This is a genomic window from Priestia sp. FW507-14D1A (assembly GCF_058781295.1).
Map to the genome: position 1 here is coordinate 243,838 of NZ_JBYSWQ010000007.1, position 26,892 is coordinate 270,729.

A 26,892-nucleotide genomic window follows, 5' to 3' on the forward strand; every position below is an offset into this window, starting at 1 on the left:
ATCTCGATTCACCTAAAAAAAGGTAAAAAAATCACTTCTCTGATCGTTGTAAATAACACAATGAATTTCATCAGTACGTCAAAAATGGCAAAAGCTATTTTTAGTACGTGAAAAACGTCAAAAACGACGTAGTAGTACGACAAAAACAGCAAAAGTTATCGTTTGGTACGTCAAAAATGGCAAAAGCTTTATATGTGCTGCGAAAAAAATAAAAAATGGGGTTTGAAAAGGCAATAACACAGGGAAAAGCAATGTTTAGTACGCAGAAAACGGCAAAAGTAGTGAAGGAGTACGTCAAAAACGGCAAAAGGTAGGAATGTTTTACGAAAAAAAGAGAATAATTAACAATTAATAAGTGATGATGAGTAAATAAAATGAATGTAGTACGTCAAAAATGGCAAAAGAATCAGAGTGGTACGTCAAAAACAGCAAAAGGTAGTAATTAGTACGCTAAAAACGGCAAAAGAAGCGAAGAGGTACGTAAAAAACGGCAAAAGCTTCTGGTTAGTACGTTAAAAATGACAAAACTTCCAAACTATGAAATAAAAGTAGAGGGATATTTTGTATTTATAAGCTGAAAGTGGCAAAATATCAAATAAAAAAGGAAGGGAACAATTTACCCTTCCAATGTTTCTCTATGTTCTCCTCCAAAATAGTCTTGAATTTCATAATTTTGAAGAGGAATAAAAGAGATTTCAAATCCTTGAAGTTTTTGCTGATAACTTTGGATCAGCACTTGATTGCTAACAAACTCTGCTAGAGATTCATTAATTAATTTTAGATTGACATCAATTTTCTTTGAACGAAAACGAACTTTTGAAGCAAAATATTGATACGGGTAAAAATGAGTGTAAGACTTCTCTTGTAAATAACAATCTAATCGCTCTTTTTGAAATGCATACAGCAGTAAAGAAGACAGCGAGTTATCTTTAAACTTTTTAATAACGTCACTGTAAATTTGTACAAACTGCTGATTTAAAAAGCCCTGATGCGTATCGTCGCTAAATACGATGGTTGCATATCGTCTGCCCGTTACTTCATCGGTTTCAATAACAGCTTTTTGGAAGAAGTTTATCGCAAATTTTGTATCTCTGGAATTTTTCTTCTTCGCTACACCTTCTACGTGGTATCTGGCGATTTTCATAATGCGGGCTTCAACCGCTTCATAGTTTTTTACACCTTTTGAATTATAAATTTCTTTCACGATATCCGCTAAATCAAGAGTCACCGTTTTTTCTTTATAAAACATCTCGTCGCGCTGTGAAAGAGCAAACTGGATAATTTGAGAATCTTTTGGGTCTAAAACCATATTTCGTTTGGAAAGAACCGTTTGATTATCATTCACAGGGATAATGGTGCGAATGAAATATTCTTCATCAACTTTATAGTCATTATATAAAACGACTTCTTGGGAGTTTGTTTTAACTTCCATATTGGTTTTAAGAGAATGACTTTCGTTTGAGAAGATAGGGGCCTCTACCCATGAATTTAATCGTTTATCAATCCAGTTACTCAGATTTCCGTTGTATTTTTCTAATATGATTTCAGCAATTAAAAAAGTAAAGTCCGTGTGAAATGCTTTCTCTATTTGATAATTCATTTTTGAATCTAAATAAGGAAAATCGGTAATGTTTGTTTTTTTACTTTTAGCCCATGTCTCTACTTCTTTTAACTTTATCTTTAAAATATCTTCAGGTTTTTCTACGCCAAACAGCTTTTTTAAGTGTTCGGTATCCACTTTTTTATCCATCACCTTTTTGGCCAATTCAATGTCTTCAAAAATAGGATTAGGCTTTTCTGCTTTAATATCTTTTTTTAACGTTTGCAGCCAGTTTTTCTTATTTGATTGTCTTCTTTTATAGGCTGGGTTTCGTATTTCCTTAGGATTTATTAATTTATTCTCTAAAACAAACGTATCTTGCAATATATTTAAAATGTAGTCTTCTATAAAATCTTTTTCATTCGAAAAAAACGAATGAGAATCATATAAAAAGTCTATGCACTTTGCTTTGATATTGTCATCGATCGCATCGCTGATTTGTTTAATAAGATAAGGAGAAAAATTGGATGGTTCGTTCATGTTGACCTCCTCTGTATGTATTTAATCTGTAACACTCTTATTATATCTTTTTTGAACGATACTCTAAAGGCTAAAAGGAAAATTCGTTTTTGTGAATGCTGTTTTATATCAAATTAGCCTAACCAGCTATTAGTATATAAAGGCTTATTGCAAAGATAAAATTCTTTCTTTATAGCGCTTGTACAATTTTAGATGTAAGGAGAGCATTATAGTAGTTTTATAAAAGAGAAAAGCAAAGTACATTCATTGAGTTTGAAAATGGAAAAGTTTATACTTGCCAAGTACACTCTTTTTACAAATAGGGGGAATAAATATGTTGTTAAAACCTAAAGCAATTTTTTTAGATATGGACGGTACGATATTAAATCGCTCCAATAAAGTAAGTGTTCAAACAAAAGAAATCATTGACGAATTACGAAAACAGGGAATTTTTGTTTTTATTGCTACGGGAAGAGCGTTTGATGAAATAGAAGAGTTAGTTCCTGAAGGCTTTCAAGTGGATGGATTTATTACGTCAAATGGTATGGCAGGGTATGTAGGAAAAGAATCAGTCTTTCAGCACTCGCTTTCGCTTCAATTGGTGGAAACTATTATTGAAAAAGCAAGAGCGAACAAGGTATACTACGAGCTTTTCCCGTATGGCACATCTCGCGTGACGTTAAAACAAGATCAGTCCTATGTGGAAAATGAAATTAGAGAGCCAAAGCCAGACAGTGTGGAAATTAACGAATGGCTTTCTCGTAAACAAGCGATTAAAGAAGAAATTGACTGGAAAGATTCCGTAGAAGGAAGCGAATTTTCAAAGTTCTATTTCTTTGCAAGAACGCACGAGCATATCGATAAATGGAAAGAGGAGCTTGAAGAACTTAAAAAAGAAATCGACTTTACAACTTCTACTTCATCTAAACACAATGTTGAAGTGATGGTGGCAAACGTAAATAAAGCAACGGGGATTCAGCAAATGCTAAAACATTTTAATTTGCCCGAGCAAGACATTCTAGCAATTGGCGACAGCAATAATGATTTACCAATGTTTCAGTTTGCCAGCTATGCCGTAGCGATGAAAAATGCGCCGGATCATATTAAAGAAATTGTCGATGACGTAACGGAATTTAACTGTGACGAAAACGGCGTATCCCATTATCTTTCTAAATTTTTATTGCAAAAATCTACTAGAAGTAATCCCGTTTTATAAAAATTAATCTATTTCACCACAATGCATTATAACCAGCTCTTCAAAACATCGTCTTTTAGGCGGTGTTTTTAGTATACATAAGATGAAAAGTAAACCGTTCATTATTTTTAGTTATAGCACTCTTAGCTAAAAAGAATAGCTAAGAATAAATCTTCTATAACTTAAAAATTATGTTATAAACAACATAATTATATAACTATCCTCGTAACTATCCCTGCAAAACACCTCTCAGCCCTGATGAGTCCCACCATGCCAAAGCATAAAACATTTTAAAATCTAAACTTTTTCTTTCTTTAAACTTTTTATAAAATGCGCAGAAAAGGGATTGTATCTCCGTATATTTAATGCTAATATAACATTTAATGAAAATAGTATAACATATTTAGTTTTATTTTATAATTAGTATGACATAAATGTTGAGTTCAATCGTTTTTTTTGAAGTGTTTATAATCACAGTTTCCACAATATTAGTCCACTCATTACCAATAAAATATGTATCTTGCAAGCTACTAAATGATAGTTGAACAAAAAATGCTAGCGTTATTAAACTATTAAAATCAAAGAATAGGAAGATTTAATGTGAATAAAAGAAAAATTGTCTATATAGTTTCCGACTCAGTAGGTGAAACGGCTGAGCTGATGGTAAAAGCAGTTTTAACTCAATTTAGTGGAGAAGATATTGAAATTCAAAATACTTCTTACGTAGAAGATGAAGGAAATATTGATAATATCATTGCTGAAGCAAGGTGTAACGAGGCCATCATTGCGTATACTATCGTCATCCCACCTTTAAAACAATATCTTGACCAAAAGGCACAAGAAGAAGGAATTGTAGCCATTGATTTAATGACCCCACTTATGAGTGCCTTTAGCCAAACCTTTAATAAAGAACCTAATCTCCAACCGAGATTAACGAGAAAATTAGACGATAACTATTTCCGAAGAGTAGAAGCAGTTGAATTCGCTGTTAAATATGATGATGGACAAGACTTCAGAGGCATCAAGCGAGCTGATCTAGTGTTGATTGGTGTTTCGAGAACATCTAAGACGCCACTTTCTATGTATTTAGCTCATAAAAGTCTTAAAGTAGCGAATATACCTTTAGTTCCAGAAGTGACTCCTCCTGATGAACTTTTTACTATTCCGAAAAATAAATGTATTGGTTTAGTTATTACACCGGATAAGCTCAATGAAATCCGAAAAGAACGATTAAAAAATTTAGGTTTAGCGTCTCAAGCCAATTATGCCAATGTAGATCGAATCCTTGAAGAGCTGGACTATGCTGAGAAAATTATGAAGCGCATTGGCTGTCCTATTGTTAATGTCTCAGGTAAAGCAGTTGAAGAAACCGCTGAAGTGATATTGAGCATGTTAAAAAAGGACAAGATGAAAGGGTATGTATAAAAATGCCCATTATGTAAGACAGATAACTTGTCAGACATACTTAATCTGTAGAGAGTCAGGTAGAACAGGCGTGTTGCTAAAAGGTGCTTTTTTAAAATATAAAGGATAAGGAAGATTGTGATGAGCAATGTATATAAAAAAACAGACGTTATCTTAATTGGGGCCGGAGTGATGAGCGCAACGTTGGGATCTTTACTAAAAGAGTTAGCGCCGGAATGGGAAATCAAAGTATTTGAGAAACTCGCAGATGCAGGAGAAGAAAGCTCGAATGAATGGAATAACGCAGGGACTGGCCATGCTGCACTGTGCGAGTTGAACTATACATCTGAACAAGCTGACGGATCTATAGATATTACAAAAGCGGTGCGAATTAATGAACAGTTTCAGCTTTCAAGACAGTTTTGGTCGTATCTTGTAAGCAGTAATTTAATTCATAATCCGCGAGAGTTTATTATGCCAATCCCTCATATGAGTTTCGTACAAGGAGAAAAGAATGTATCCTTTCTGAAAAAGCGTTTTGAAGCGCTATCAAATAATCCGTTGTTTCAAGGAATGGAGTATTCGGACCATCCTGAAAAGTTAAAAGAATGGATGCCGCTTGTCATGAAAGGCCGTACATCCCCTGAAGCAATTGCGGCAACTAAAATAGACTCGGGGACGGACGTGAACTTTGGGGCTTTAACTCGTATGTTGTTTACACATCTAAAGAATAAAAGCGTAGAAATTAACTATAACCACAGCGTTGAAAATCTAACACGTAACGCAGACGGCTTGTGGGAAGTGAAAGTACATGATATTCATAGCGGTAAACAGGAATACCACACGGCGAAATTTGTTTTTATCGGAGGAGGGGGCGGAAGTCTGTCTTTACTCCAAAAAACGGGTATTCCTGAGTCCAAACATATTGGAGGGTTCCCGGTAAGCGGATTATTTATGGTATGTAATAATCCCCAAGTGATAGAGCAGCATCACGGGAAAGTGTACGGGAAAGCGAAGGTTGGTGCTCCGCCAATGTCGGTTCCGCATCTTGATACACGCTATATCGACCGCAAAAAAACACTGCTGTTTGGACCTTTTGCCGGATTTTCACCAAAGTTCTTAAAAACGGGTTCAAATTTGGATTTACTCAGTTCTGTAAAACCGAATAATATTTTAACGATGTTAGCAGCAGGCGTTAAAGAGCTGGGCTTAACGAAATACTTGATTCAGCAGGTGCTGTTGTCCAATGAAAAGCGTATGGAAGAACTTCGCGAGTTTATTCCAAACGCAAAAAGCGAAGACTGGGATATCGTCGTAGCGGGTCAGCGTGTACAGGTAATCAAAGATACGGAAGCCGGAGGTAAAGGCACTCTTCAATTTGGTACAGAAGTTGTGAGTTCAGCTGATGGTTCCGTTGCTGCATTGCTCGGGGCCTCGCCAGGTGCTTCGACTGCCGTTCATGTCATGCTTGAAGTGCTGGAAAAGTGTTTCCCGCAGCATATGAAGAAATGGGAATCAAAAATAAAAGAAATGATTCCTTCTTACGGCTTGTCACTGGTAGAAAATCCAGCGCTTTTTAACGAAATTCATGCTTCTACAGCACAAACGCTTGATTTAAGTGAAAAAGAACTTGTGTACCGATGATTTTAGGCAGCCTTTGATACGTATACTCTATATTAAAAGAGTTTTTTAGATAGTTAAAGCATTTAAACGACATGTGAAATCTATAAGAAAAAATGAGGGAAGTTCGTTATATAACGGACTTCTTTTTATTTATTTCCTTTACTAGCAGAATTTACTTCGTATTCATGATATAATTCTTATTAGTAAGCGTTTACATATAATGGAGTGGAAAATTGGAAAATAGCTATTTCGAGGAGCCGATAAAAGATGATTCTAACTAATACATCTTTACTAACGAAAGAACAAACGATTTTTAACCATACAGGGAATAAAATTAAATTAGAAGACAGAGAGATTGATATTGTTGCTCGATTTGAAGAGCCTCTTGTTCTAGTTTTAGGAAATGTCCTAAGTAACGAAGAATGTGACGAACTTATACAGCTATCCAAAGATAAAATGCAGCGATCAAAAATTGGTGCTGCACGTGAAGTAAACAGTATTCGAACGAGCAGCGGCATGTTTTTTGAAGAAAGCGAAAACGAGCTTGTACATCAAATCGAAAGACGACTTTCTAAAATCATGGGACCATCTATTGAATATGCTGAAGGTCTTCAAGTTTTAAAATACTTGCCTGACCAAGAATACAAAGCGCATCACGATTATTTCACTTCTGCAAGTAAAGCATCTAAAAACAACCGTATTAGTACATTGGTTATGTACTTAAACGATGTCGAAGAAGGAGGAGAAACTTATTTTCCTAAGCTGGGTCTTTCCGTATCTCCGACAAAAGGAATGGCCGTGTACTTTGAATATTTTTATAGTGATGCTGAACTTAATGATCGTACTCTCCACGGGGGAGCTCCTGTTATAAAAGGAGAAAAGTGGGTCGCTACCCAGTGGATGCGCAAACAAAAAATTCGATCGTAAAAACAAAGGTTTGAAGAGCCCTATTAGCTATTGTTAATGAGGGCTCTTATTTATGTTACAAAAAAATAGCAATCATGTTAGCCAGTTATTATATTGAAATATTCACACTTATTCTATTTGTGCGGCTATTCCTTATTCTTATAAGGCGGTAGACGATAAATGTATTTGTAGTGTAAAATATCCTCATGATTAAAAATCTGGATACACGAAAATGAAAAATGTGTTCGAGAGATAAAAATAAAATAAATGCTATTTAAAATAATGACTTTAAAACAGGTAACCAATTTTTATAACAGTTGCACGAAAAAACTCGTGAAAGGTATTTTCACGAGTTTTTGTTTTTAGGTGATTTACACTATTTATAAAATCATTTTACTTTTATATAGTAGATAGGGAACGTGTTAAAGGAGGACCCGGGTTTTGAAAGAAATAAAAGCAATTATTTACGCGATGCTCGCGATGTTTATGCTGATTCTTACTGGATGCAGCGATGAGCAGGCAAGTCATTCAAGCACATCTTCTGCCGATACAAAACAAGCAGTTCAAGTAGAAGATTCATCAGATCAAGAAGACGATCATAGTCCTTCTAAAGCAAATCGTGAAGATGTAGTAGGTGAGGCGGCTACGGTAGAAAGAGTAGTGGACGGTGATACGCTTAAAGTGAAAATGCTGAACGGAAAGAGAGATCGAGTGCGACTACTTCTTGTTGATACCCCCGAAACAAAGCACCCCAAACTAGGCGTACAGCCCTTTGGTCCAGAAGCATCTGCTTACACCAAAAAAAGGCTAGAAGGACAGGAAATCACCCTTGAATTTGATGTGCAAGAGCGTGATCAATATGGACGTTTGCTTGCTTATGTATGGATAGACAATGAGCTGTATAATGAAGAGCTGCTAGCAAAAGGGTTAGCCCGCGTAGCAGTATTTCCTCCTAATACAAAGTACGTAGATGAATTTAAGAAAATACAGGAGCAGGCTCGAAAAAGCGAAAAAGGCATCTGGAGTATTGAAAACTATGCACAAGAAAAAGGATACAATACGGATGCTGTAAAAAATCAGTCCTCTTCTAAACAAAAGGATACTCAGTCCGCCAAAAGCTGTGAAGGTAAAATAAAAGGAAATCAAAACTCTAAAATTTATCACGTGCCAACTGGGGCGCACTACAATCAAACCATGAACAACGTCATTTGGTTTTGTACCGAAAAAGATGCGCAAGAAGCAGGATACACAAAAGCAAAAAACTAATAAAGAAATTCAGTAACTGCTGAATTTCTTTTTTTTGAGTTAAGTAAGTATTTGTATAGGAGTGGCTAAATACCATCCAACAAAGAGCGACCAATCCGTATAAGAAGACGCAGTGGCCATATGAGCAGCTGAGGCACTTGTAAAAGAATTTCTGCTAAAACTTCCCATCCACTTACTGTAGTATCTTTCTGCTGACGGCGTTTTTTCATAGTCATCATCCATTCATTTGAAAATATACATTAATTATACAATGAAAGGAAGATTAGGAGTTAATTTTTTCTTTCTTTTCTTTTTCGTGTTAAAGTAGATAGGTAAGAAGGTTTGCTACAAATAACGCAAGCGAAGAGAATAAAGGGAGTTTGAAAATCGTGAAAATAAGGAAAGCAAGAAAAGAAGATGCTTCTGCTGTAACGGAATTACTTTATGACATGCTTGGCAGTATTGCGCGCTCTCACACAGCGGCTACAACGAATGAAGAAGCGCTTTTAAGGCTTAAAGCGTTTATTCTGTCTGAGAAGAATCGCTATAGCTATCATCATATTACAGTCGCAGAAGTCGACGAGAAAGTAGTTGGACTTATGCTTTGCTACGAAGGAAGTATGTTACAAACGCTTTATGAACCAGTTAAGCGTTTTGTACGTGCTAAACTTAATAATCCAGCGTGGGAAATTGATATAGAAACTGAACATGGAGATTATTATATTGACTCTCTATGTGTAGATGAAGCTTATCGTGGAAAAGGGATAGGAACGGCTCTTTTAAATGTAGCCAAGCAAGAAGCCAAAAAGCGTAAGATGTTTTTATCGTTAAACGTTGAATATAATAACGTAGAAGCCAAAAAATTGTATCAGCGTATAGGCTTTCAAGAGCATAAAACCATTTTTATTGATAAAAAACCATTTTTTTATATGAAGACTGCCTGAGCATCTTTACGGTAGTATTTTTTGTGATAAAATGGATATATAAGTAAAATAATAAGAACCAACAGCTCAGCACTTTTGCTGAGCTTTCCTGTAAATCGCGTAAACGTATCAAAATGGAAAGAATCCTACATCCAATGGACCATAAGCAAGCGGTCATGAAAGTATGTTTGCTGATGTGCCACATGAAAGGAGCGTGCATGAACATCAGAGATCTTCCGTTTAATATGAGTTATCGATTTAATGAACAGCTTCGAGAAGTTCCGGTTAACCCACACCAAATGAAGCAGGGAATTATCTATTTAAAGAAACGAGCTCTTGAAGAAGAGGATGAGTGTGCCGCTGCTAAAACATATGGACACATTGGTGTATATGAGCGCATACTTGGGGAATTAACGAGCAGTGAAAGACATCTGATGCTGGCCATTTATCTATATGACCGACATGCTAATACAATAGGTGAATTTTTGAATACGATCCGGCTTGGACATACATATCACTGGCAAGAACAGTGGGATAAAGCGAATGAAACGTTTCAGCTACTCATTGAACAATTAAAAGCAGATGAAGACCTTCACATATATGAAGACTTTGTCTATCAGCATTATGGAAAATGTTTACTTGATCAGCGGATTGTTTCCAGAGCACACCACTATTTTCAACGCGCGTTAGAAATTCGATTAAAAAAAGGCGATAAAGAATTAATTGAGTCAACTAATTCCTGCATCCGTCTTTGTTTAAATAAATTAAAACATTCCTAGTATACATAAAAGATAAATGACTCATCGCCTTGGTTACACATAATGCATAAACTTTCCGTTTGACAAACGTATGTGAACATATTATAGTCATACATGGCAATTTAAGAATACGTATATAAAAACTAAACATAAGCGTCTCTTCTCTTTTGGAGAAGGGGCTTTTTTATGTGAATTTTTATGCCGAGGAGGGTTTAATCGATGGGTAAAACAGTAAAAGATGTCATCTTTTTATTAATAGGCTCGTTTGTATTTTCACTTGCAGTTAACATGTTTGTCATTCCAATAGGACTAGGTGAAGGCGGCGTTACGGGTATATCAATTATTTTATATTATACAACGCATCTTTCAACGGGCATCACTAACTTTATTTTAAACGGTATCTTGCTTATCGTAGGGTATAAATTTTTAGAGAAAAAAACCATCGTCTACACGATGATTACGATTATCGCTACATCTATTTTGCTTCACGTAACTGAAGGCTGGGGTCTTCATCTTCATGAAGAACTCATTGGCATGGTTTTTGCCGGTGTACTGCTAGGCGTTGGAATTGGGATGATTTTGCGAGTTGGTGGAACAACAGCAGGTTCAGCCATTATTGCTCGAATTCTAAATAAATTTTTAAACTGGAAAGTCAGTCATGCACTTTTAATTGTTGATTTACTAGTGGTATTGGCTTCTTATTTTATTATTGGAATCGAAAAGCTACTATTTACAATCGTCATGCTGTACATTACAACAAAAGTAATTGACTTCGTTATTGAAGGGTTCGATGCGAAAAAAGCAGTTACCGTTATTTCAAGCAACAAAAACGAAGTAGCGGATCAAATTAATGAACAGCTTGATCGCGGAGTAACGATTCTAAACGGTCGAGGGAACTATACAAAAGAATCAAAAGAAATCTTGTATGTGGTCATTAATAAACAAGAGCTTATTAAACTTAAAAAGCTGATTAAAAAAATTGATGATGAAGCATTTGTGATTGTACACGATGTACGAGATGTAATTGGAAAAGGATTTTTAAGCGCATAAAGCTGTGGTTCTTGGCAATTTTTTCTGACGTTGGTGTTCTCCGAAAAAGTATGATATAAGTGTGTCTAGAGACAATTCAATATACGAAAGGAAGAACCCATATGCGTAATAAAAGGCATGTAAAACGTCTTCTTCAACGTCGAATTCGTTCTTTACGATACGTTGTCTTGATTTTATTTACGATACTGATCTTAAAGTACGTTAGTGAAATTATGTAACTTTTTTGTATGAGTCTTATCGCTCATTTGGAGTGCTTTTTCTTTTAAATTAGTAAACCAATTTGTATAATAGGTTTTAAGAAGGAGGAGTTCCATGAGCATTCCCAAACCATTAGTTCAGCTTAATCAACTCTTTATCGTTATAACGGTTTTGATCGCTTTACTTGCGGCAAAGTGGCTTTTACTTTTGCCTTTTCTTGTTGGAGTAGTCACACTTGCAACAAAGCGTAACCCCGTAATTATGGCAGGGAAAACGCTTCTCAAAAAGCCTGCTTCTTCTTATCAAATGGAAGACCGGGATCAGCAGCTTTTTAACCAATGGATTGCAACGATATGTATGGGGGTTGCTTTCATTTCATTTTTAATGGGTTATACGCTTGTCGGCTATGTATTTAGTATAATGGTGATTCTTGCTGCGGGTGTAGCGCTGATGGGATATTGTATAGGCTGCACGATTCGTTATCGATATATGATGTGGAAATATAAAAGAAAAAAACACGCTGCATAAACAAAGCCTCGCGAAGGCTTTGTTTTTTTATGCTCATTTGTATGCGTTATCAATAAATTTAATCATCATAACGGGTGAAAACAAGTGTTAGAGCGTCTATATCCTTTAAAAACCTTTGTTGACAAAGTAAGGTAAACAAATTAAACTTTTTATGATAATAATAATCGTTACGATTTAAAGGAGGTAAGTTATAGTTAAAGACCGTACATAAAAGAAAGATAGTTTTGAATAAAGGAGGGGTTTATATGAAAAAAAGGATAAGTCTGCTATGCTTAACGCTTGCTGCGATAGGTCTGCTAGCGGCATGTTCGAGTAACTCTGCGAGTACCGAAGAAAAGAGTAAAAAGAAATCACTTACTTTTGTATCGAATTTTCCAAGTGATACGCTCGATCCACAGTTAAATTATACAACTGTACGAGCCGGTATTGCCGAAACGTTAGTAAAAGTTAATGAGCAATTACAGATTGAACCGTGGCTTTCAAAAAAATGGAAAACAGAAGATGATGGGACGACCTGGGTATTTGAGATTAGAGACGGGATTACGTTTCAAAATGGCAAGGATCTAAATGCTGAAGCCGTGAAACATTCGTTAGAAAGAACGATAAAAGAAAGCGAAGCAATGAAAAGTGCACTTAAAATTAAAGAAATGAAAGCCAGTGGCCAAATCTTAACCATTACAACAACAGAGCCGCTTGCCACGCTGCCTTCTGAACTTGTTCATCCAAACACAGCAATTATTGATGTAGATGCTCCAGATACAAAAAGTAAACCCGTGGGAACAGGGCCATTTAAAGTAGCTTCGTTTAAACCTGATAATGAAATGAAAGTAAAAAAATATAAAGAATACTGGGGCGGGGAACCAAAATTGGATGAAGTTGTGTTAACATTTAATGATGATGAAAATGCACGAACGTCCGCTTTGCAATCAGGTGAAGCCGATATTGTGTACCGTCCGGCTATTGAAAGCTTAAACACGTTAAAAAAAGATTCTTCAATTGTAGTAGATATACAGCCGAGCCTGAGAAATCAAATGCTTTTCTATAATTCAAGGCAAGAAGCGTTTAAAGATAAAAATGTGAGAAAAGCGTTTGGTGTATTATTAAATCCAAAAGATGTTGTCGATACAGCGCTTGCAGGTCAAGGATCCCCTGCAAATGGTCCATTTTTAAAGAGTTTAGATTTTTCGAACGATCAAAAAACGAAAACCTATGGACCAAGTGAGGCTCAAAAATATTTAGAAAAAGCCGGTTATATACTCAAGGATGGAAAAGCAATAAAAAATGGAAAACAGCTTTCCTTTAAGCTTGTTACATACTCTTATCGTCCAGAACTGCCTTTAATGTCACAAATGCTTCAGTCAGAAGCAAAAAAAATTGGTGTGAAAATAGACATTCAACAAGTGGAAAATATGGACGAGTATATGACAACAAAAAATGATTGGGGAATCGTTACATACAGTCTAGTAACCCCGCCGCGAGGAGATGCAGGATATTTCTTTAATGCTCTTTACATGGAGGGAGGAGCATTTAATGTAGGTCATTTTCATGAACCAGCATTAACTTCCATTATTAATAAACTCAATAAAACCGTTGATCAAAAAAAGCGCAATAAGTTAGCAAGACAAGCCGGAGAAATAGCAGAAAAGGAAACGCTGCACTCTTCGATTGTTCATCCGAATAATTTTGTAGCCTATAGAAAAAATGTAGAAAATTGGGTTACAACTAAAAGTGAATACTATGTGATAACAAAGGATTTAGATGTGAAATAGATATGAAATTAATTGGTAAAAGAATAATAGAATTAATCATTTTTTTAGTTATCCTATCGTTTCTCAGCTTTGTTTTGATGAAGCTGGCTCCAGGAGACCCAGTTAAGCAAATGCTCCGCGTAGATGACGTGGCAGTTTCTGAGGAACAAATAAATAGTTTGCGAACAGAGCTAGGGTTTAATGAACCTGTATATATTCAATATGTAAAGTGGCTGAAGCGCTTTTTTCAGTTTGATTTAGGTTCTTCGTATATGACAAAAGAGCCTGTCATTGATGAATTAGCCGCGAAGTTTCCGGCTACGCTGCGCTTGACGGCTGCATCTTTGGTTGTGATGCTGCTAATAGCTGTGCCACTCGGAACGCTGTCAGCACTATACCAGAATAAGTGGATTGATTATCTCAGCAGAAGTGTGTCCTTAATTGGAGCATCTATTCCCAGCTTCTGGCTCGGTCTTTTGTTTATACAGCTGTTCTCCGTGCGTCTTCAATGGCTTCCTTCAATGGGGACAGGCACAGCAGCTCATCTTGTGCTGCCTTCTTTAACGCTTGGTTTTGCCATGTCCGCTGTGTATATGCGAATGGTTAGAGCTAGTCTGCTAGAAGGACTGAAACAAGATTTTGTACGATCCGCTCGAGCAAGAGGAATAAGTGAAAGCCGCATTTTTATTTTTCACGCGTTCCGGTATAGCTTAACGCCCATCCTTACCATTTTAGGGACGAGCTTAGGCAGTTTGCTTGGAGGAACGGTCATTATTGAAGTGCTTTTTGCTTATCCTGGCACTGGAAAATTAGTTATTGATGCGATTATGAATCGTGATTATCCTGTGATTCAAGGGTATATTTTGTGGATGGGCCTGTTTGTTGTGTTAATTAATTCACTTGTGGATTTGAGCTACAAATATGTAAATCCCCAGCTCTATGTAAAGGGAGGGGATAAAACGTGAAAAAGCCGCAGCTTCCTTTTGTAGTGATAAGCGTTTTTGGTATTGCGCTTATTTTATTTTGTCTGTTTGGAAGTCAGCTAACACCGATGGATCCCACACAAGTCAATATGCAAGACCGGCTTCAAAAATCCACCGGTGATCACTGGTTAGGAACTGATCACTTAGGCAGAGATCTCTTTTCACGAATCGTAGCTGGAGCTCAGACCACAATTGGGACTAGTTTTCTTGTCTTAGCTCTTTCTCTTTTGATTGGAGTACCTGTTGGCTTAGTTTCAGCGTATATTGGAGGAAAAATAGACCGCTTTTTAATGAGAATTGTAGACGCTTTTTTAGCTTTTCCTGACTATATTGCAGCCATCGTCTTAAGCGGACTGTTAGGGCCTGGATTATTGAACTTAATTGCTGCGATGATTATTGTAAAGTGGGTTGGTTATGCAAGGGTAGTGCGCAGTATTGTGCTTCAAGAAAAGTCAAAAGAATATGTGCTGGTTGCTAAATTAAACGGAGTGAGAACACTACCTTTAATCCTGCGCCACTTTCTTCCTCATGTGGGAGGACATATTCTTGTTCTTGCTACGCTGGATATAGGGAAAATTATTTTAATGATGGCTTCACTATCCTATATTGGACTAGGGACTCAGCCGCCTACTCCGGAATGGGGAACGATGCTAAATGAAGGCAGGGCCTACTTTTACAATGCTCCGCAGTTAATGTTGATACCAGGCTTGGCCATTATTTTATTTGTGCTGGCGTTTACAGCTTTAGGTGAATATATTCGAGGGAAATATCAAGTTAGTCGGTAAAAGAGGTGATCGTCATCGTTTTAGAAATAAAACATCTAGTCATTCATAATAAAACAAAACAAATTGTAAAAGGCATTTCTCTTAAAATCGAGCAAGGACAGTGGCTGGCGCTCATTGGAGAAAGCGGAAGCGGTAAAAGTATCACTGCTGCATCAATAGGAAGGCTGTTGCCGTCAGGTGTCACGCTTAAAGGAGGCTCTATTACTTTTAAGCAGGAAGGATATGTGCCTATCCTTGGAAAAGATATTTCGTATATCTTTCAAGATTATCGAAGCGCTTTTACGCCTTTTTTAACAATCGGAAAGCAGTTTGATGAAACGATTCGTACACATAGTAAACTGTCTAAAAAAGATAGGAAAGTTGCTATTTTTCAGGCTTTAAAAGCTGTGAATTTACCGAATGAACGCGTGTATAAAAGCTATGCTTCTCAGCTGAGCGGTGGACAGCTTCAGCGAGCAGCGATTGCTTTAGCACTGGTGATGAAGCCTGCCTTGATTATTGCAGATGAGCCAACCACTGCTTTAGATAGTGTGGCAGCAGCTGAAGTTCTTCAGCTGCTGCATAAGCTGAAAGAAGAAGCAGGCTGTGCCATTTTATTCATTACCCATGATTTGCGTCATGTGCGGAAATATGCAGACCGAGCAGCCATTATGTTAGCAGGAGAGATCGTGGAAGAAAACAGTATCGAATCTCTGTTTCACGCTCCGGATCACTTTTATACAAAAAAACTGTTTAACGCCATTCCTTCTTTACAGAAAACGCCTGATCGATTGTTAGATACGCAGAAAAAAGTGTTGATATAGGAGTGAGATATGAAAGAAAAAAGTATATTACGCGTCACGCAGCTGGTAAAACAGTATAAAGACGTTAAAGCGCTAAATAATGTTTCCATGCATATTGATAAAGGGGAATGCGTAGGGATTGTTGGAGAAAGTGGAAGCGGAAAAAGTACGCTTGTAAAAAGTGTGCTAAGGTTAACAGAAATTCAGCAGGGAGAAGTATGGTTTGCAGAGAAACCTCTTCACCGGTTAAAAGGAAAAAAACTGCAGCAAGCTCGTCTAGGCATGCAAGTTGTATTTCAAAACCCCGCGGCTTCTTTTAATCCAAAAGTAAAAATCATCGATTCCTTGCTCGAGCCTTTGCGGCAGCAGCGAACCGTTCCTTCATTTTTATCTCATGTGAGCAGAAACGAAAAAGAACTTGCTTTTTATTTGTTAGAAACAGTCGGGATTAGCGCAGAATATGCGTTGAATTATCCTCATGAACTCAGCGGTGGACAGCTTCAGCGTGTAGCGATTGCGCGTGCCATTAGCGTAGGTCCGTCTCTGGTGCTATTAGACGAACCAACAGCGAGTCTTGATGTTACGGTACAGGCAAAAATTTTAAATTTATTAAAAGATTTGCAGGAGACGTTTCAGCTATCTTATTTGTTTATTTCGCATGATTTAGCAGCGGTAAATTTTATGAGTACCCGCATGATAGTTATGCAGCAAGGCGAGGTTATTGATCAGTTTGAACGTGCAAAGCTATTTGATAAAAACAGGCATCCCTATACAAAAAAGCTTGTGCGTTTATTTGAATAGAGAGTAAAGCTCTTCGTTTAATATACTAAACGAAGAGCTTTTTTATAAATGAGAATGAGACAAAGTCAGGGACGCGGCGGTGGAGTATGCATATTTATAAAATGATAGCCTGCTTGGCAGAGCATGACAAAACTAATGCCGAGTACAAGGAGAGGAATTAGCTTGTTTTTTCCTCGTTCTTCATATAGTCCGGCTGCGCTTAAAAGGAAGCCAACAGTAGCTAAAGGAGGAGAGACGCGAAAGAATAAATCTGCAGCGGTAAACGCTTGGTTTGTATATTTATAATAAAAAAATAGACCTGTAATCAATAAAAATAGTCCAATCCAAAACAGCGTAAGTTTTCCAAAAAGGGTTTTAGGCACTATGATCTCACTCCTTTTGTCAGTCAAGTACCATAAAATACTAGCATAAAATGTTCTGGTTTGCATTAGAGAAAAAGAACGTGAATTATACAATAAGTGTAAAAAAACAGGTTTGAAGTAGGAGGAGATGAAGTATTCAAAGCGCTTCATGTAAAAAAATACATATCGTTGGATCTGTTGGAAGTGGAAAAACAACTCTTGCCCGTTTATTATCCCATGAATTAAAAGTTCCTCACTACGAACTCGATAATATTATGTGGGAACGAACATATGAAGGAGATAAAAGAAGAAGTGAAGCGGATAGAAAAAAGTGTTTACATCATATTTCAGCTTCAAAAGAATGGAATATAGAAGGCGTACACTATACGTGGGTGAATGAAAGTTTTAATAGAGCTGACCTTATTATTTTTCTCGATATCCATTATCTAAAAAGAATATGGTTTATTATAAAAAGGTATGTTCTGCAAAAAGCTAAAATAGAAAAAGCAAATTATGCACCGACGTTTTCTATTTTCATTAAAATGTTTCAGTGGAATTCAGACTTCGAAAAGCAAAGTAAACCTGAAATTTTGCATATCCTTCGTACGTCATATAACGATAAACTTATAATAGTGAAAAAGAGAGAAGAGATAGAGCACTTTATATCGTAAGAAAACGCCGCTCAGTTGATGAGCGGCGTTTTTTGGTTTTTATTCTATCAACATAGAATCGCCTTTTTTTTCACAAGCTTTTGCAAGATTTTTGAGCAGCTGATTAAGAAACTCTTTGTCCATTTTAAGCCACTCTTCTTTTTGCAGCCCTTCTACGATATAGGAAGAAAAAACCCACACGTCGTTTTTGATGGCAGAGCGATTTGTTTCAGCGATTACGGTTAATGCCTTAATGACAGCAGACATCACGGAAACATCTTCTTTCCCATAATGACGAATTTGATAGAACGCTTTGTACAAATAATCCATAAAAGAAGGTTTTTCTAGCATGACGCGAATGCATCCTTTTTCATCATAATAATAAGGAGAAGAAGAATAGCTTTGCCCAAGTTTGATAAACACTTGCGTGAGCTGTTCAATGCAGTTAATAGCTGTTTCAGGATCATTAATAGCGGGTGAAATAGCTCTTAATGCAATTTCACTCAGCTTTTGAATCCCTAACTTCACATCTTGAATCGACTCTTGATCATTTGTAATAAACAAACAATGAAGAAATTTTTCGTGTTCTAATGATTGATCGTGATGAATTACGCTTAACAGAGGTGTGTCTTCTTCGACATACTCACCGGGTGCTTTTTCAAGTTTCACAATAACATTATATTTAGATGCTAGTGTAGTTAAATGCTTGAGTTCAATATAGTGAATATATCCTTGTTTGTTACTTTTAATTTGCAGCGTGTTTTCACTATCAAAATTAAGCTGTTCTTCATTTTTTGATTGAGGTGATTTTTGCTGTTCTAGCTGTCGTTCTTCAATGGTTAGCATCGTTTTTTTGGCAATGTTTGAAATTAAGTTGCCGACTTTAATCCAGTTAATAACATGATGAATTAAAAATACAAACATACCTAGACAAATGAAAGCTACCAAAATGGCTAGTGAAGGAACAATGAAAGTGTTGCTGACTTGATTGCTTCGAACTTGAATAAGTAGTACAAGCACGTACACATACCCACCGATAAAAGTGCCAAGCACACGCTGGGTTTTGGCATCTGTATTAAAATTTTGAATCGTTCTAGGAGAAAACTGGCCTACAAACGTAGTCAGTACCACTAACACAGAAGAAAATGTAATCGTCGTCATCGTTAATAAGGAGTTTGACACTGAACTCAAAATAGTATGAGCAAGCTCTTTATCCGTTAGAAATACAGAAGGAACCAACTTTAACCACTGTTTATGAGCTGTTAAAAATCGGTCTATAAACGTACTAATAGTGGCTAAAAAAAAAGCAACGATTCCATATATAGAAGGAGTAATCCAAAAATTAGCTTTGATTCGATTTTGCTGTAGCTTTATTGACATAACGAAATCTCCCGTATCATGATTTAATAAGTTCGGACTTCTTTTAGCATGGAGAAAAAAGTTAGTCATACTTATCCACCTATTATTACCCGCATCTGCATGTGAAAAACTTCTTTAAGAAAAGTTTTATTGTCCATTTGTAAAGGGTAGAGATCAAAAAGGAGGAGAGAGCCGTGGCATTTGATTATTCACTTGACTTTGAGCATATGGATTTTAGAAAACATCCTGAAAAGTATAGAGTAGGAAGAGGAGAACAAGGAGTTCTCCTTGTTGAGCCATATAAAAGTGAAATTCTTCCTCATTGGCGTTTTCGAACACCTGAAATTGCTGAGGAATCGGCGGACGCCATTTATCAGCTTTTTTTAACCTACAAAGAAAAAAGCGATTTTGTTGGAATGGACATGGCCCGGAAATTTCTCCAAATGGGATACACGCGATCCAGGCGCTACGCGAACTACAAAGGCGGAAAGAAATACAGCAAAGGCGGAGAGCGTAACGAACGGCAAATTGATGAACAAAAAGCAGAATCGGCGGCTATTTTTATGAAAAAATGGAAGGAGGTACGAGAGAATAAAGAGTACTTAAAATTTAAAAAAGAGCATCAAAAAAAGTACGGATAATCAGCTGTTATCCGTACTTTTTTCCTTTGTTATTTCGATTCGTTTAATATGGTGATGTTCAATATCAATGACTTTAAATGAAAAACTTTCGTTTGTGATGCTGTCCCCTTTAGCAAGATCAAACTTTTCGGTCAGCATCCAGCCGCCAATGGTATCAACGTCTTCTTGTTCAATATTTGTTCCGAGTAAGTCATTTACTTCTTCAATCAACACCTTCGCATCGAGTACGTAGTGATTTTCATTAATTTTGTGTACGTCCGGTATTTCATCATCATCAAATTCATCACGAATTTCACCAACAATTTCTTCTAAAATGTCTTCTACCGTTACAAGCCCTGTTGTTCCTCCGTACTCGTCTATTAAGATGGCCATGTGAATTCTGTCCTTTTGAATTTTAAGCAATAAGTCGTAAATGGCGATGGAATCAATGACTTGAATGATGGGTTTCATATACGTTTGCACGGTACGTGGTTTAATATCATCTTCTTTTATGTAATCCGCTAATATTTCTTTAATATTAACTAATCCCACCACTTGATCTTTGTTTCCATCTACAACTACTGGATAGCGAGTATATTGCTCTACTCTAGCCATTTTTAAGAATTCTTCTATCGTTTCTTCTGCTGATACGCTAACAATTTCTGTACGAGGCACCATGATTTCTTTAGCCGTACGATTATCAAATTCAAAAATATTATTCATGAACTTAAATTCCGATTGATTAATTTCACCGCTCTCATAGCTTTCAGATAAAATAATTCTAAGCTCTTCTTCACTATGAGCTACTTCATTTTCAGAAGCTGGCTTCAGGCCAAATAATCCGACAACGCCTCTTGCTGAGTGGTTTAAAAGCCAAATAAACGGATAAAGTAACTTAGAAAAAAGAATAAGAGGACGGGAAAATAACAGCGTCACTTGTTCGGCTTTTTGAATCGCCACTGTTTTGGGTGCAAGTTCCCCAGCTACCACATTTAAAAATGTGACAATCGAAAAAGCAAGAACAAAAGATATGACATGCGAAAGTGATTCAGCAAAAGGAAGCATGTCAATAAGCGGCTCTAATAAATGACCTACCGTAGGTTCACCTATCCAGCCTAGACCCAGTGCGGTAACCGTAATGCCCAGCTGTGTGGCTGAAAGATAACCATCTAAATTTGATACTACTTTTTTTGCTGCTAAAGCGTTTCGGTTTCCTTCTTCAATTAACTGGTCGATTCTAGTCGACCGTACCCTAATGACGGCAAATTCCGTTGCAACAAAAAAGGCTGTTAATATGATTAATACGATAAATAAAATGACATTTACTGTTTCCAAATTTATCTCCTTACCCCGTTGAAACGGATAAGGGAACACCTCCCTTACAAAAGTTTGATGAGCTGATTTATATGGTAAATAAAGAATATCATGTATACTGTTCCCTTAATGTCCGCAGAAATAAACTTACCGAAAAGAAAGAGCACTTTTTAATAACCCGCAACATTTTTTGGCAGAAAAAGCGTAAACTAAACACTATAAAATGAATGAAAAGAGATAACGTGATACCTTTAAAAGGATGTAAATAGAAGTAGGAGTCGATTGTTTTTATGGAATTTTTTCTGACGATATTAGTCTTATTGGCTTTGATTGGTCTATCTAATATCATTAATCATTTTGTACCATTTATTCCTGTTCCATTAGTTCAAATAGCTTTGGGAGCAGGGCTTGCTATCTTGCCATTTGGCGGAGATGTACATTTAGAGCCTGAGTTATTTTTTATTTTATTTATTGCCCCGCTATTATTTAATGATGGGAAAAACGTGTCAAGAGCTGCTCTTTGGAAGCTTCGTACACCTATTTTATTACTAGCGCTGGGACTGGTTTTTGTAACGGTGGCAGTAGGGGGATATCTAATCAATTGGCTCATTCCTTCCATTCCGTTACCGGCGGCATTTGCACTAGCCGCTATTTTGTCCCCAACAGATGTAGTGGCTGTAGGAGCTATGGCGAGCCGAGTAAAGCTGCCTAAGCGAATTATGCATTTGCTGGAAGGCGAAGGGCTGATGAATGATGCCTCTGGTCTTGTAGCGTTTCAAGTAGCAGTAGCTGCTACCGTAACGGGCGTCTTTTCAATAGTAGATGCTACATTTCAGTTCCTTTGGGTAGCGCTGGGCGGTTTGTTTGTAGGAGCATTTATCGCTTTTCTGATTATCAGACTGCGTGTACTTGTTCGACGTTTAGGAATGGAAGATATTACGATTCATATGTTAATACAAATTCTAACTCCATTTGTTGTCTTCTACATTGCTGAACATTTTCATTTATCAGGAATCTTGGCAGTTGTAGCAGGCGGCATTGTGCATGCGATTGAGCGCGACCGAGAGGAATCACCTAACCAGCAGCTAAAAGTAGTATCAAAAAGTACTTGGACGGTTATTTTATATTTGTTAAATGGCTTGGTGTTTGTACTGCTTGGTCTGCAAATACCTAAAGTGGCGAAAGCAATTATTCAAGATCCAAACTTTAATAATGGACAAGTGCTTCTTTATATTTTGATTATTACTGTCTTTTTGCTTGTACTACGATTTATTTGGGTGATGGTGTCATGGTCAGTAGGCTGGTATTACAAAAATAACAAGCATCTAAAACCTGAGCCTCGGTCTATTGGCATTATCACGGTTTCAGGTGTACGAGGAGCTGTTACGTTAGCCGGAGCGTTTTCGATTCCATATACGCTTGATAACGGCAGTGATTTTCCGGAACGCTCTCTGATTATTTTTCTAGCAGCAGGCGTTATATTGTTAACCTTAGTTGCGGCAAGTATTCTTTTACCTCTCATTGCGAAAACAGAAAAGGCGCCGAAGAAGCCTGAGCGCAACACAAAAGAGGTTAAAGCGCGCATTAAAGTGCACAAAGCTGCTATTCAGCGGTTAAAAAGAGAAATGACCGAGGAAAATCGTGGAGCAGCCCTTTCGTTAATTTCATCGTATAATACAACGATTAATAACATCATCGTTAAAACTCATCCTTTAGAAGCCTCTGAAAACAAACAGTATGAAGAAGAAATTCGATTGCTGGCTCTTCAGGCCAAGGGGAAATTGGTGGAAAAGCTATTAAAAGAAGAAAAAATAGACCGTGAGACAGCGTATATTTGTTTGGAACATACGCACAAGCTTGAAATGGCTGTAACCAATCGCGTAAGGTACAAATTATTGGTGAGCTGGATGAGGTTTAAAAAAGTTTTATTATTACTAGTCCGAATTTTTTCACCGAATAAGCAGGCGTTAAGAAAACAAAGCTTGCGAAGAAGAAGCAAAGTGAACAAAGTACGTATTCAAATGATTGAAGAAGCGATAAAGGTCATTAAAGAAAATATGAACGAAGAAAATCGAATGATTTCACTTGCTATTATTAGTGAATACCATAGATCCATGGCAAGACTTAGAAAAGAGAGTACGGAGTATAATTCACGGAAACGTAAAAAAGCAACGAGAGATTTATGTTATAAAGCGTTTCATACCGAGCGGGAAACGGTGCAAGAACTTTATGAAAAAGGAGAAATTACGCGTGAAATCGCTCATAATATCCGAAAAGATATCGCTTTGCGTGAAGCATTAACAATTGAAGAAAATGGTTATTAAAAAGTCGCAGAGAGTAGTCTCTGCGACTTTTTCTAGTAAGTTTCATTCTATTGCTTTTCAAAAAGATAAAGCTTTCCATTAACAGCAATATCAAACCGAGGCCCTTTAAAGCCGCGTTTTATAAGTTCTTTACGCATAAACTTCATAATTCCTCCGTGGCTGACAATCAGCAAATCGTCTTCTGACTCGGAAATAGCGCGATCTAGCACTGCTGCTACTTTTCTCTTAGTCTCAGCCATATCTTTACGAGCTTGTTTGTTGATGAGTCCGGACATGCGAAACAGTAAGACCCAGAGGATAAAAGGAAGTTTAAATTTTACTGGAATAATAGGCATAGGTATTTCTCTAAGTTCTGGAAGAAGCGTGATCTCTTGTTTATAAATATGCTTTGCCGTTTTGTGTGCTCGCGGCATATCGCTTGAAAAACAGCGTTTCCATTCGATATTATTCAAATCAGTCTCTCCATACGTAATATCTGATTCATCATATTCTTGAAACCAAGCCACTAGTTCATCAGTGGATAAGCGGTGGTTTTCTGGAAGACCTTTGTTAACTTTGTAATGACGTACTAATGCTACTTTCATTGTGAAATCTCCTTAAAATCTAAGCGCCAAAAACACTTATTCGGCGCAGCTTGATTTTCTTATTTAATGTTATTTTCATCATGTTGCACCTCCTTTCAAATATTTGTAAAATAAGTATAAAATGGATTAAGAAAATTGTAAATACGGAATAAAAGAAGATTTTGAGATAGAATAACTGGAAAATGAAACCTTTTTATAACATAAAACGTATTACTTATAGATAATTCAAACAAATTGAAATACATATAAAAGGGTGGATTACAATGATGGATACAGAGAGAAAAGTGAACATCAGAGAAGAGTTTGGAATTTTATTTGCAAAAGGGGATTTTAAGAAACTTTATGATTGTGTAAGCGAAGAATTTAAACGTCAAGTTTCGCTTCAGCAATTTTTGGAGCAGAGCAAATTGTTTAATCAAGGAGAACAGTTCTACAGACTAGAAACAAATCTCTATTTAACTCCTCAAATTGAGCAGTTTATTTGGTTAAATTCTACGCAGACAAAATTCATCAGCGTCATGTTTGATGAACATAACATTATACAAGCACTTGTGATTGCTCCTATAGAATCATTTTCAGAGAGCGATCGATGGAGTACAAACAAATATACGATGCCGATTCAAAGTGAATGGTTTGTCTATTGGGGAGGAAAGCATGAGGTGTTGAACTATCACCATCCAGTCGAAAACCAAAGGTATGCGTATGATTTAGTCGTGCGAAAAGGAAATCAAAGCTATAAAAATGATGGAACGAAAAACGAAGATTACTATGCATATGGAAAAAAAGTTGTGGCGCCGCTTGAAGGAGTCGTTATCACAGCAGCTGATGGTCAAGAAGATAATGAAATTGGACACACGAATAAAAGAAATCCTTTAGGAAATCACGTTATCATTGAGCATGAAGGAAAAGAATACAGTGTGCTTGCACATTTGAAGAAAGGATCGGTTTCTGTGAAAAAAGGAGACGTGGTTCGTAAAGGAACACTGCTCGGAAGGTGTGGAAATTCCGGGAATTCATCCGAACCTCACATTCATTTTCACGTCATGGATGCCTCTGACATTGAAACGTCAAAAAGTTTGCGAATTCAGTTTCATGCGGCCGTTGAACCGATTCGCGGAGATACGGTTATCCCATTTTTTTATTGATTAAAAAGCCATAGCGTTTGCTGTGGCTTTTTATGCAGGGCTTTCCTCAAATATAAAGTCAAGCAGCCGTTGAAACAAGTAAAGGATAATGGCTACGGTAGTCATGACAAGGAAAAGCCCAAAATGACTGATATCATACAGATTATAAAGCCCGATTTTAGCAAGAAAAGGAACAATAACATAACCATGAATCAAATCCAAAATAATGTTAACAATTATGTACAAGATAAACCCCGGATACGTAAGGTAAAAGACAAAGATCGTAATCACAATATGAAGGCAATAAATCGTTGCTCCCATGCTAGTAAGAAAAAATACGTTTTCTTGAACCGTCCACCAGTGCATTTTTTCCGCTACTTGATAGGCGATTGTCATCATTAATGCTGCAAATAACCCTACAGTAAAAAATCGTTTGACCCGCTGTTTATCAAGCAGCAGCAGTAAAAACCATGGAATAACAAGAATCCCCCATAATATAATTTGATTCATTCATCTTCCCACCTTTTATTTATCAGTAGTTCTTAGTGTAAGAAAGAATTGTAAAAATATACATTCTATAAAGAAAACGTTTACAATCAGATTACTTCTCTATATACTAAATCTTGAATACTTGTATACAAGTTGGCTAAGGAAGTGATGACACATTAAAAAGGTAATCTACCCGGAAAAATGGCTTCGCGGAGCCTCGCTGGGAGAGCAAGTTGTAAGCAAATTAAGAATTCAAATTATGAGCGGCGAGCTAAAGAAAGGAACCATTCTATCGGAAAATCAGCTCTCGGCAGAGTTTGGAACGAGTCGATCTCCTATAAGAGAAGCGCTGCGGACCCTTTCAAACGAAGGACTCATTGATTTACAGCGAATGGGAGCAGTTGTTATTGGTTTAACAGCTAGGGATTTAAACGAGCTGTACGATGTTCGTCTGCTTTTAGAACATTTTGTCTTAGAACGTCTATCTGAAGTCAACCATGATTCGCTTATTAAAAAGCTTGAGCAAAGTATTGATCAAATGAACATGGCAGCTAAATACGATGACTATGTAGAGTTTGCTTATCAAGATTTGCGGTTTCATGAGCTCGTGATTATCGAAGCAGACCACAAGCGGATATTAAAATTGTGGGAAAGCATCCGTGAAATTATTTTAGCTGCTCTTTTAATCACCACTGAAAAAAGATTTCGAGATGATAAAGCAGCTGTGCTCCCACTGATAAAGCAGCATCATGAAATGATTAAAGCATTAAAGTCTCAAAATACAGAACGTATTCAAGATGAAGTGAAGCGTCACTTTGAAGACACGAGAAATACGATAACAGCTTCACTTTTGAATGAAGCATAAAAAAGGGATAAAAGATTCGAAATGTTTTGGACCTTTTTATCTTCAAGTTGTCGACAAGTATACAAAGGGGATGGAGAAATGAAAGCAGGTGTCTACGTTTCAGAAACGAAAGCCGTTATGCAGCAAAAAACGAAACCGGTTATAAAAGAAGGGGAACCGCTTGTAAAGGTATCCCATGCTGGAATTTGCGGAACGGATATGATGATTTATTTTGGAAAACATCCTAGAGCACAG

24 protein-coding genes are annotated in these 26,892 nt (G+C 36.8%); 18 read left to right on the forward strand and 6 right to left on the reverse strand.

Features of this window, described 5'->3' with window-relative positions:
• Window positions 1-616: 616 nt before the first annotated feature.
• Window positions 617-2,080, reverse strand: a complete 1,464-nt coding sequence (locus tag AC3WJG_RS22440; protein WP_028409018.1) for a hypothetical protein — start codon at window positions 2,078-2,080, stop codon at window positions 617-619.
• A gap of 313 nt (window positions 2,081-2,393) precedes the next feature.
• On the opposite strand from AC3WJG_RS22440, the gene AC3WJG_RS22445 reads away from it, so the two are divergent.
• The 14 genes from AC3WJG_RS22445 to AC3WJG_RS22510 all read left to right on the forward strand — a co-directional run bounded on the left by AC3WJG_RS22445 (window position 2,394) and on the right by AC3WJG_RS22510 (window position 16,988).
• Entirely contained in the window at window positions 2,394-3,275 is an 882-nt protein-coding gene (locus AC3WJG_RS22445; RefSeq protein WP_098790583.1) for an HAD family hydrolase, read from the forward strand.
• Between the two features lie 579 nt (window positions 3,276-3,854).
• Window positions 3,855-4,679 carry a pyruvate, water dikinase regulatory protein gene (locus AC3WJG_RS22450; protein ID WP_013083665.1) on the forward strand — a complete coding sequence of 275 codons (825 nt, stop codon included), beginning with the start codon at window positions 3,855-3,857 and terminating at the stop codon, window positions 4,677-4,679.
• A gap of 120 nt (window positions 4,680-4,799) precedes the next feature.
• The gene (locus tag AC3WJG_RS22455; protein ID WP_221841283.1) at window positions 4,800-6,302 is read left to right on the forward strand and encodes a malate:quinone oxidoreductase; all 1,503 of its coding nucleotides are present in this window, start codon (window positions 4,800-4,802) and stop codon (window positions 6,300-6,302) included.
• Between the two features lie 246 nt (window positions 6,303-6,548).
• A complete protein-coding gene (locus AC3WJG_RS22460) occupies window positions 6,549-7,208 on the forward strand; it encodes a 2OG-Fe(II) oxygenase (protein ID WP_013057538.1) in 660 nt (219 codons plus the stop codon).
• Window positions 7,209-7,628: 420 nt separating this feature from the next.
• Complete coding sequence (locus tag AC3WJG_RS22465; protein WP_221841282.1) at window positions 7,629-8,453, forward strand: thermonuclease family protein; 825 nt, start codon at window positions 7,629-7,631, stop codon at window positions 8,451-8,453.
• 368 nt (window positions 8,454-8,821) lie between these two features.
• Window positions 8,822-9,376, forward strand: a complete 555-nt coding sequence (locus tag AC3WJG_RS22470; protein WP_013057535.1) for a GNAT family N-acetyltransferase — start codon at window positions 8,822-8,824, stop codon at window positions 9,374-9,376.
• Window positions 9,377-9,573: 197 nt separating this feature from the next.
• Window positions 9,574-10,134 carry a hypothetical protein gene (locus AC3WJG_RS22475; protein WP_098659240.1) on the forward strand — a complete coding sequence of 187 codons (561 nt, stop codon included), beginning with the start codon at window positions 9,574-9,576 and terminating at the stop codon, window positions 10,132-10,134.
• Between the two features lie 198 nt (window positions 10,135-10,332).
• Window positions 10,333-11,163, forward strand: a complete 831-nt coding sequence (locus AC3WJG_RS22480) for a YitT family protein (protein WP_337134525.1) — start codon at window positions 10,333-10,335, stop codon at window positions 11,161-11,163.
• Window positions 11,164-11,475: 312 nt separating this feature from the next.
• Window positions 11,476-11,889: a DUF4395 domain-containing protein gene (locus AC3WJG_RS22485; protein WP_028409013.1), complete on the forward strand. Its 414-nt coding sequence runs from the start codon at window positions 11,476-11,478 to the stop codon at window positions 11,887-11,889.
• Between the two features lie 245 nt (window positions 11,890-12,134).
• The gene (gene nikA, locus AC3WJG_RS22490; protein ID WP_337134524.1) at window positions 12,135-13,658 is read left to right on the forward strand and encodes a nickel ABC transporter substrate-binding protein; all 1,524 of its coding nucleotides are present in this window, start codon (window positions 12,135-12,137) and stop codon (window positions 13,656-13,658) included.
• Between the two features lie 2 nt (window positions 13,659-13,660).
• On the forward strand, window positions 13,661-14,602 hold the full coding sequence (nikB, locus tag AC3WJG_RS22495; protein WP_337134523.1) for a nickel ABC transporter permease: 942 nt from the start codon (window positions 13,661-13,663) through the stop codon (window positions 14,600-14,602).
• Entirely contained in the window at window positions 14,599-15,405 is an 807-nt protein-coding gene (gene nikC, locus AC3WJG_RS22500; protein WP_102813020.1) for a nickel transporter permease, read from the forward strand. The genes nikB and nikC overlap by 4 nt, the downstream gene beginning before the upstream one ends.
• A 5-nt stretch (window positions 15,406-15,410) precedes the next feature.
• Window positions 15,411-16,208: an ABC transporter ATP-binding protein gene (locus tag AC3WJG_RS22505; protein ID WP_328241108.1), complete on the forward strand. Its 798-nt coding sequence runs from the start codon at window positions 15,411-15,413 to the stop codon at window positions 16,206-16,208.
• A gap of 9 nt (window positions 16,209-16,217) precedes the next feature.
• On the forward strand, window positions 16,218-16,988 hold the full coding sequence (locus AC3WJG_RS22510; RefSeq protein WP_102813018.1) for an ABC transporter ATP-binding protein: 771 nt from the start codon (window positions 16,218-16,220) through the stop codon (window positions 16,986-16,988).
• Between the two features lie 65 nt (window positions 16,989-17,053).
• Here AC3WJG_RS22510 and AC3WJG_RS22515 read toward each other — a convergent pair whose 3' ends face one another.
• Window positions 17,054-17,350, reverse strand: a complete 297-nt coding sequence (locus tag AC3WJG_RS22515) for a hypothetical protein (protein WP_253351376.1) — start codon at window positions 17,348-17,350, stop codon at window positions 17,054-17,056.
• Between the two features lie 689 nt (window positions 17,351-18,039).
• Window positions 18,040-19,428 carry a DUF2254 domain-containing protein gene (locus AC3WJG_RS22520; protein WP_221841274.1) on the reverse strand — a complete coding sequence of 463 codons (1,389 nt, stop codon included), beginning with the start codon at window positions 19,426-19,428 and terminating at the stop codon, window positions 18,040-18,042.
• A 104-nt stretch (window positions 19,429-19,532) separates the two neighbouring features.
• Here AC3WJG_RS22520 and AC3WJG_RS22525 point away from each other — a divergent pair, with 104 nt between their 5' ends.
• Window positions 19,533-19,979 carry a DUF4385 domain-containing protein gene (locus AC3WJG_RS22525; RefSeq protein WP_028409004.1) on the forward strand — a complete coding sequence of 149 codons (447 nt, stop codon included), beginning with the start codon at window positions 19,533-19,535 and terminating at the stop codon, window positions 19,977-19,979.
• Here the strand turns inward: AC3WJG_RS22525 and AC3WJG_RS22530 are convergent, their stop codons facing one another.
• A complete protein-coding gene (locus tag AC3WJG_RS22530; protein WP_102813016.1) occupies window positions 19,980-21,293 on the reverse strand; it encodes a hemolysin family protein in 1,314 nt (437 codons plus the stop codon).
• A 269-nt stretch (window positions 21,294-21,562) separates the two neighbouring features.
• On the opposite strand from AC3WJG_RS22530, the gene AC3WJG_RS22535 reads away from it, so the two are divergent.
• Window positions 21,563-23,596: a Na+/H+ antiporter gene (locus AC3WJG_RS22535; RefSeq protein ID WP_028409002.1), complete on the forward strand. Its 2,034-nt coding sequence runs from the start codon at window positions 21,563-21,565 to the stop codon at window positions 23,594-23,596.
• Between the two features lie 47 nt (window positions 23,597-23,643).
• Here AC3WJG_RS22535 and AC3WJG_RS22540 read toward each other — a convergent pair whose 3' ends face one another.
• A complete protein-coding gene (locus AC3WJG_RS22540) occupies window positions 23,644-24,180 on the reverse strand; it encodes a histidine phosphatase family protein (protein ID WP_060746841.1) in 537 nt (178 codons plus the stop codon).
• Window positions 24,181-24,443: 263 nt separating this feature from the next.
• Between AC3WJG_RS22540 and AC3WJG_RS22545 the strand changes: the two genes are divergently transcribed.
• Entirely contained in the window at window positions 24,444-25,325 is an 882-nt protein-coding gene (locus tag AC3WJG_RS22545) for a M23 family metallopeptidase (RefSeq protein ID WP_098334467.1), read from the forward strand.
• A gap of 30 nt (window positions 25,326-25,355) precedes the next feature.
• Here AC3WJG_RS22545 and AC3WJG_RS22550 read toward each other — a convergent pair whose 3' ends face one another.
• Window positions 25,356-25,814 (reverse strand): hypothetical protein, encoded by a 459-nt coding sequence (locus AC3WJG_RS22550; protein WP_013057518.1) that lies wholly within the window; start codon window positions 25,812-25,814, stop codon window positions 25,356-25,358.
• A gap of 199 nt (window positions 25,815-26,013) precedes the next feature.
• On the opposite strand from AC3WJG_RS22550, the gene AC3WJG_RS22555 reads away from it, so the two are divergent.
• Complete coding sequence (locus AC3WJG_RS22555) at window positions 26,014-26,658, forward strand: GntR family transcriptional regulator (RefSeq protein ID WP_255257722.1); 645 nt, start codon at window positions 26,014-26,016, stop codon at window positions 26,656-26,658.
• Window positions 26,659-26,892: the final 234 nt, after the last annotated feature.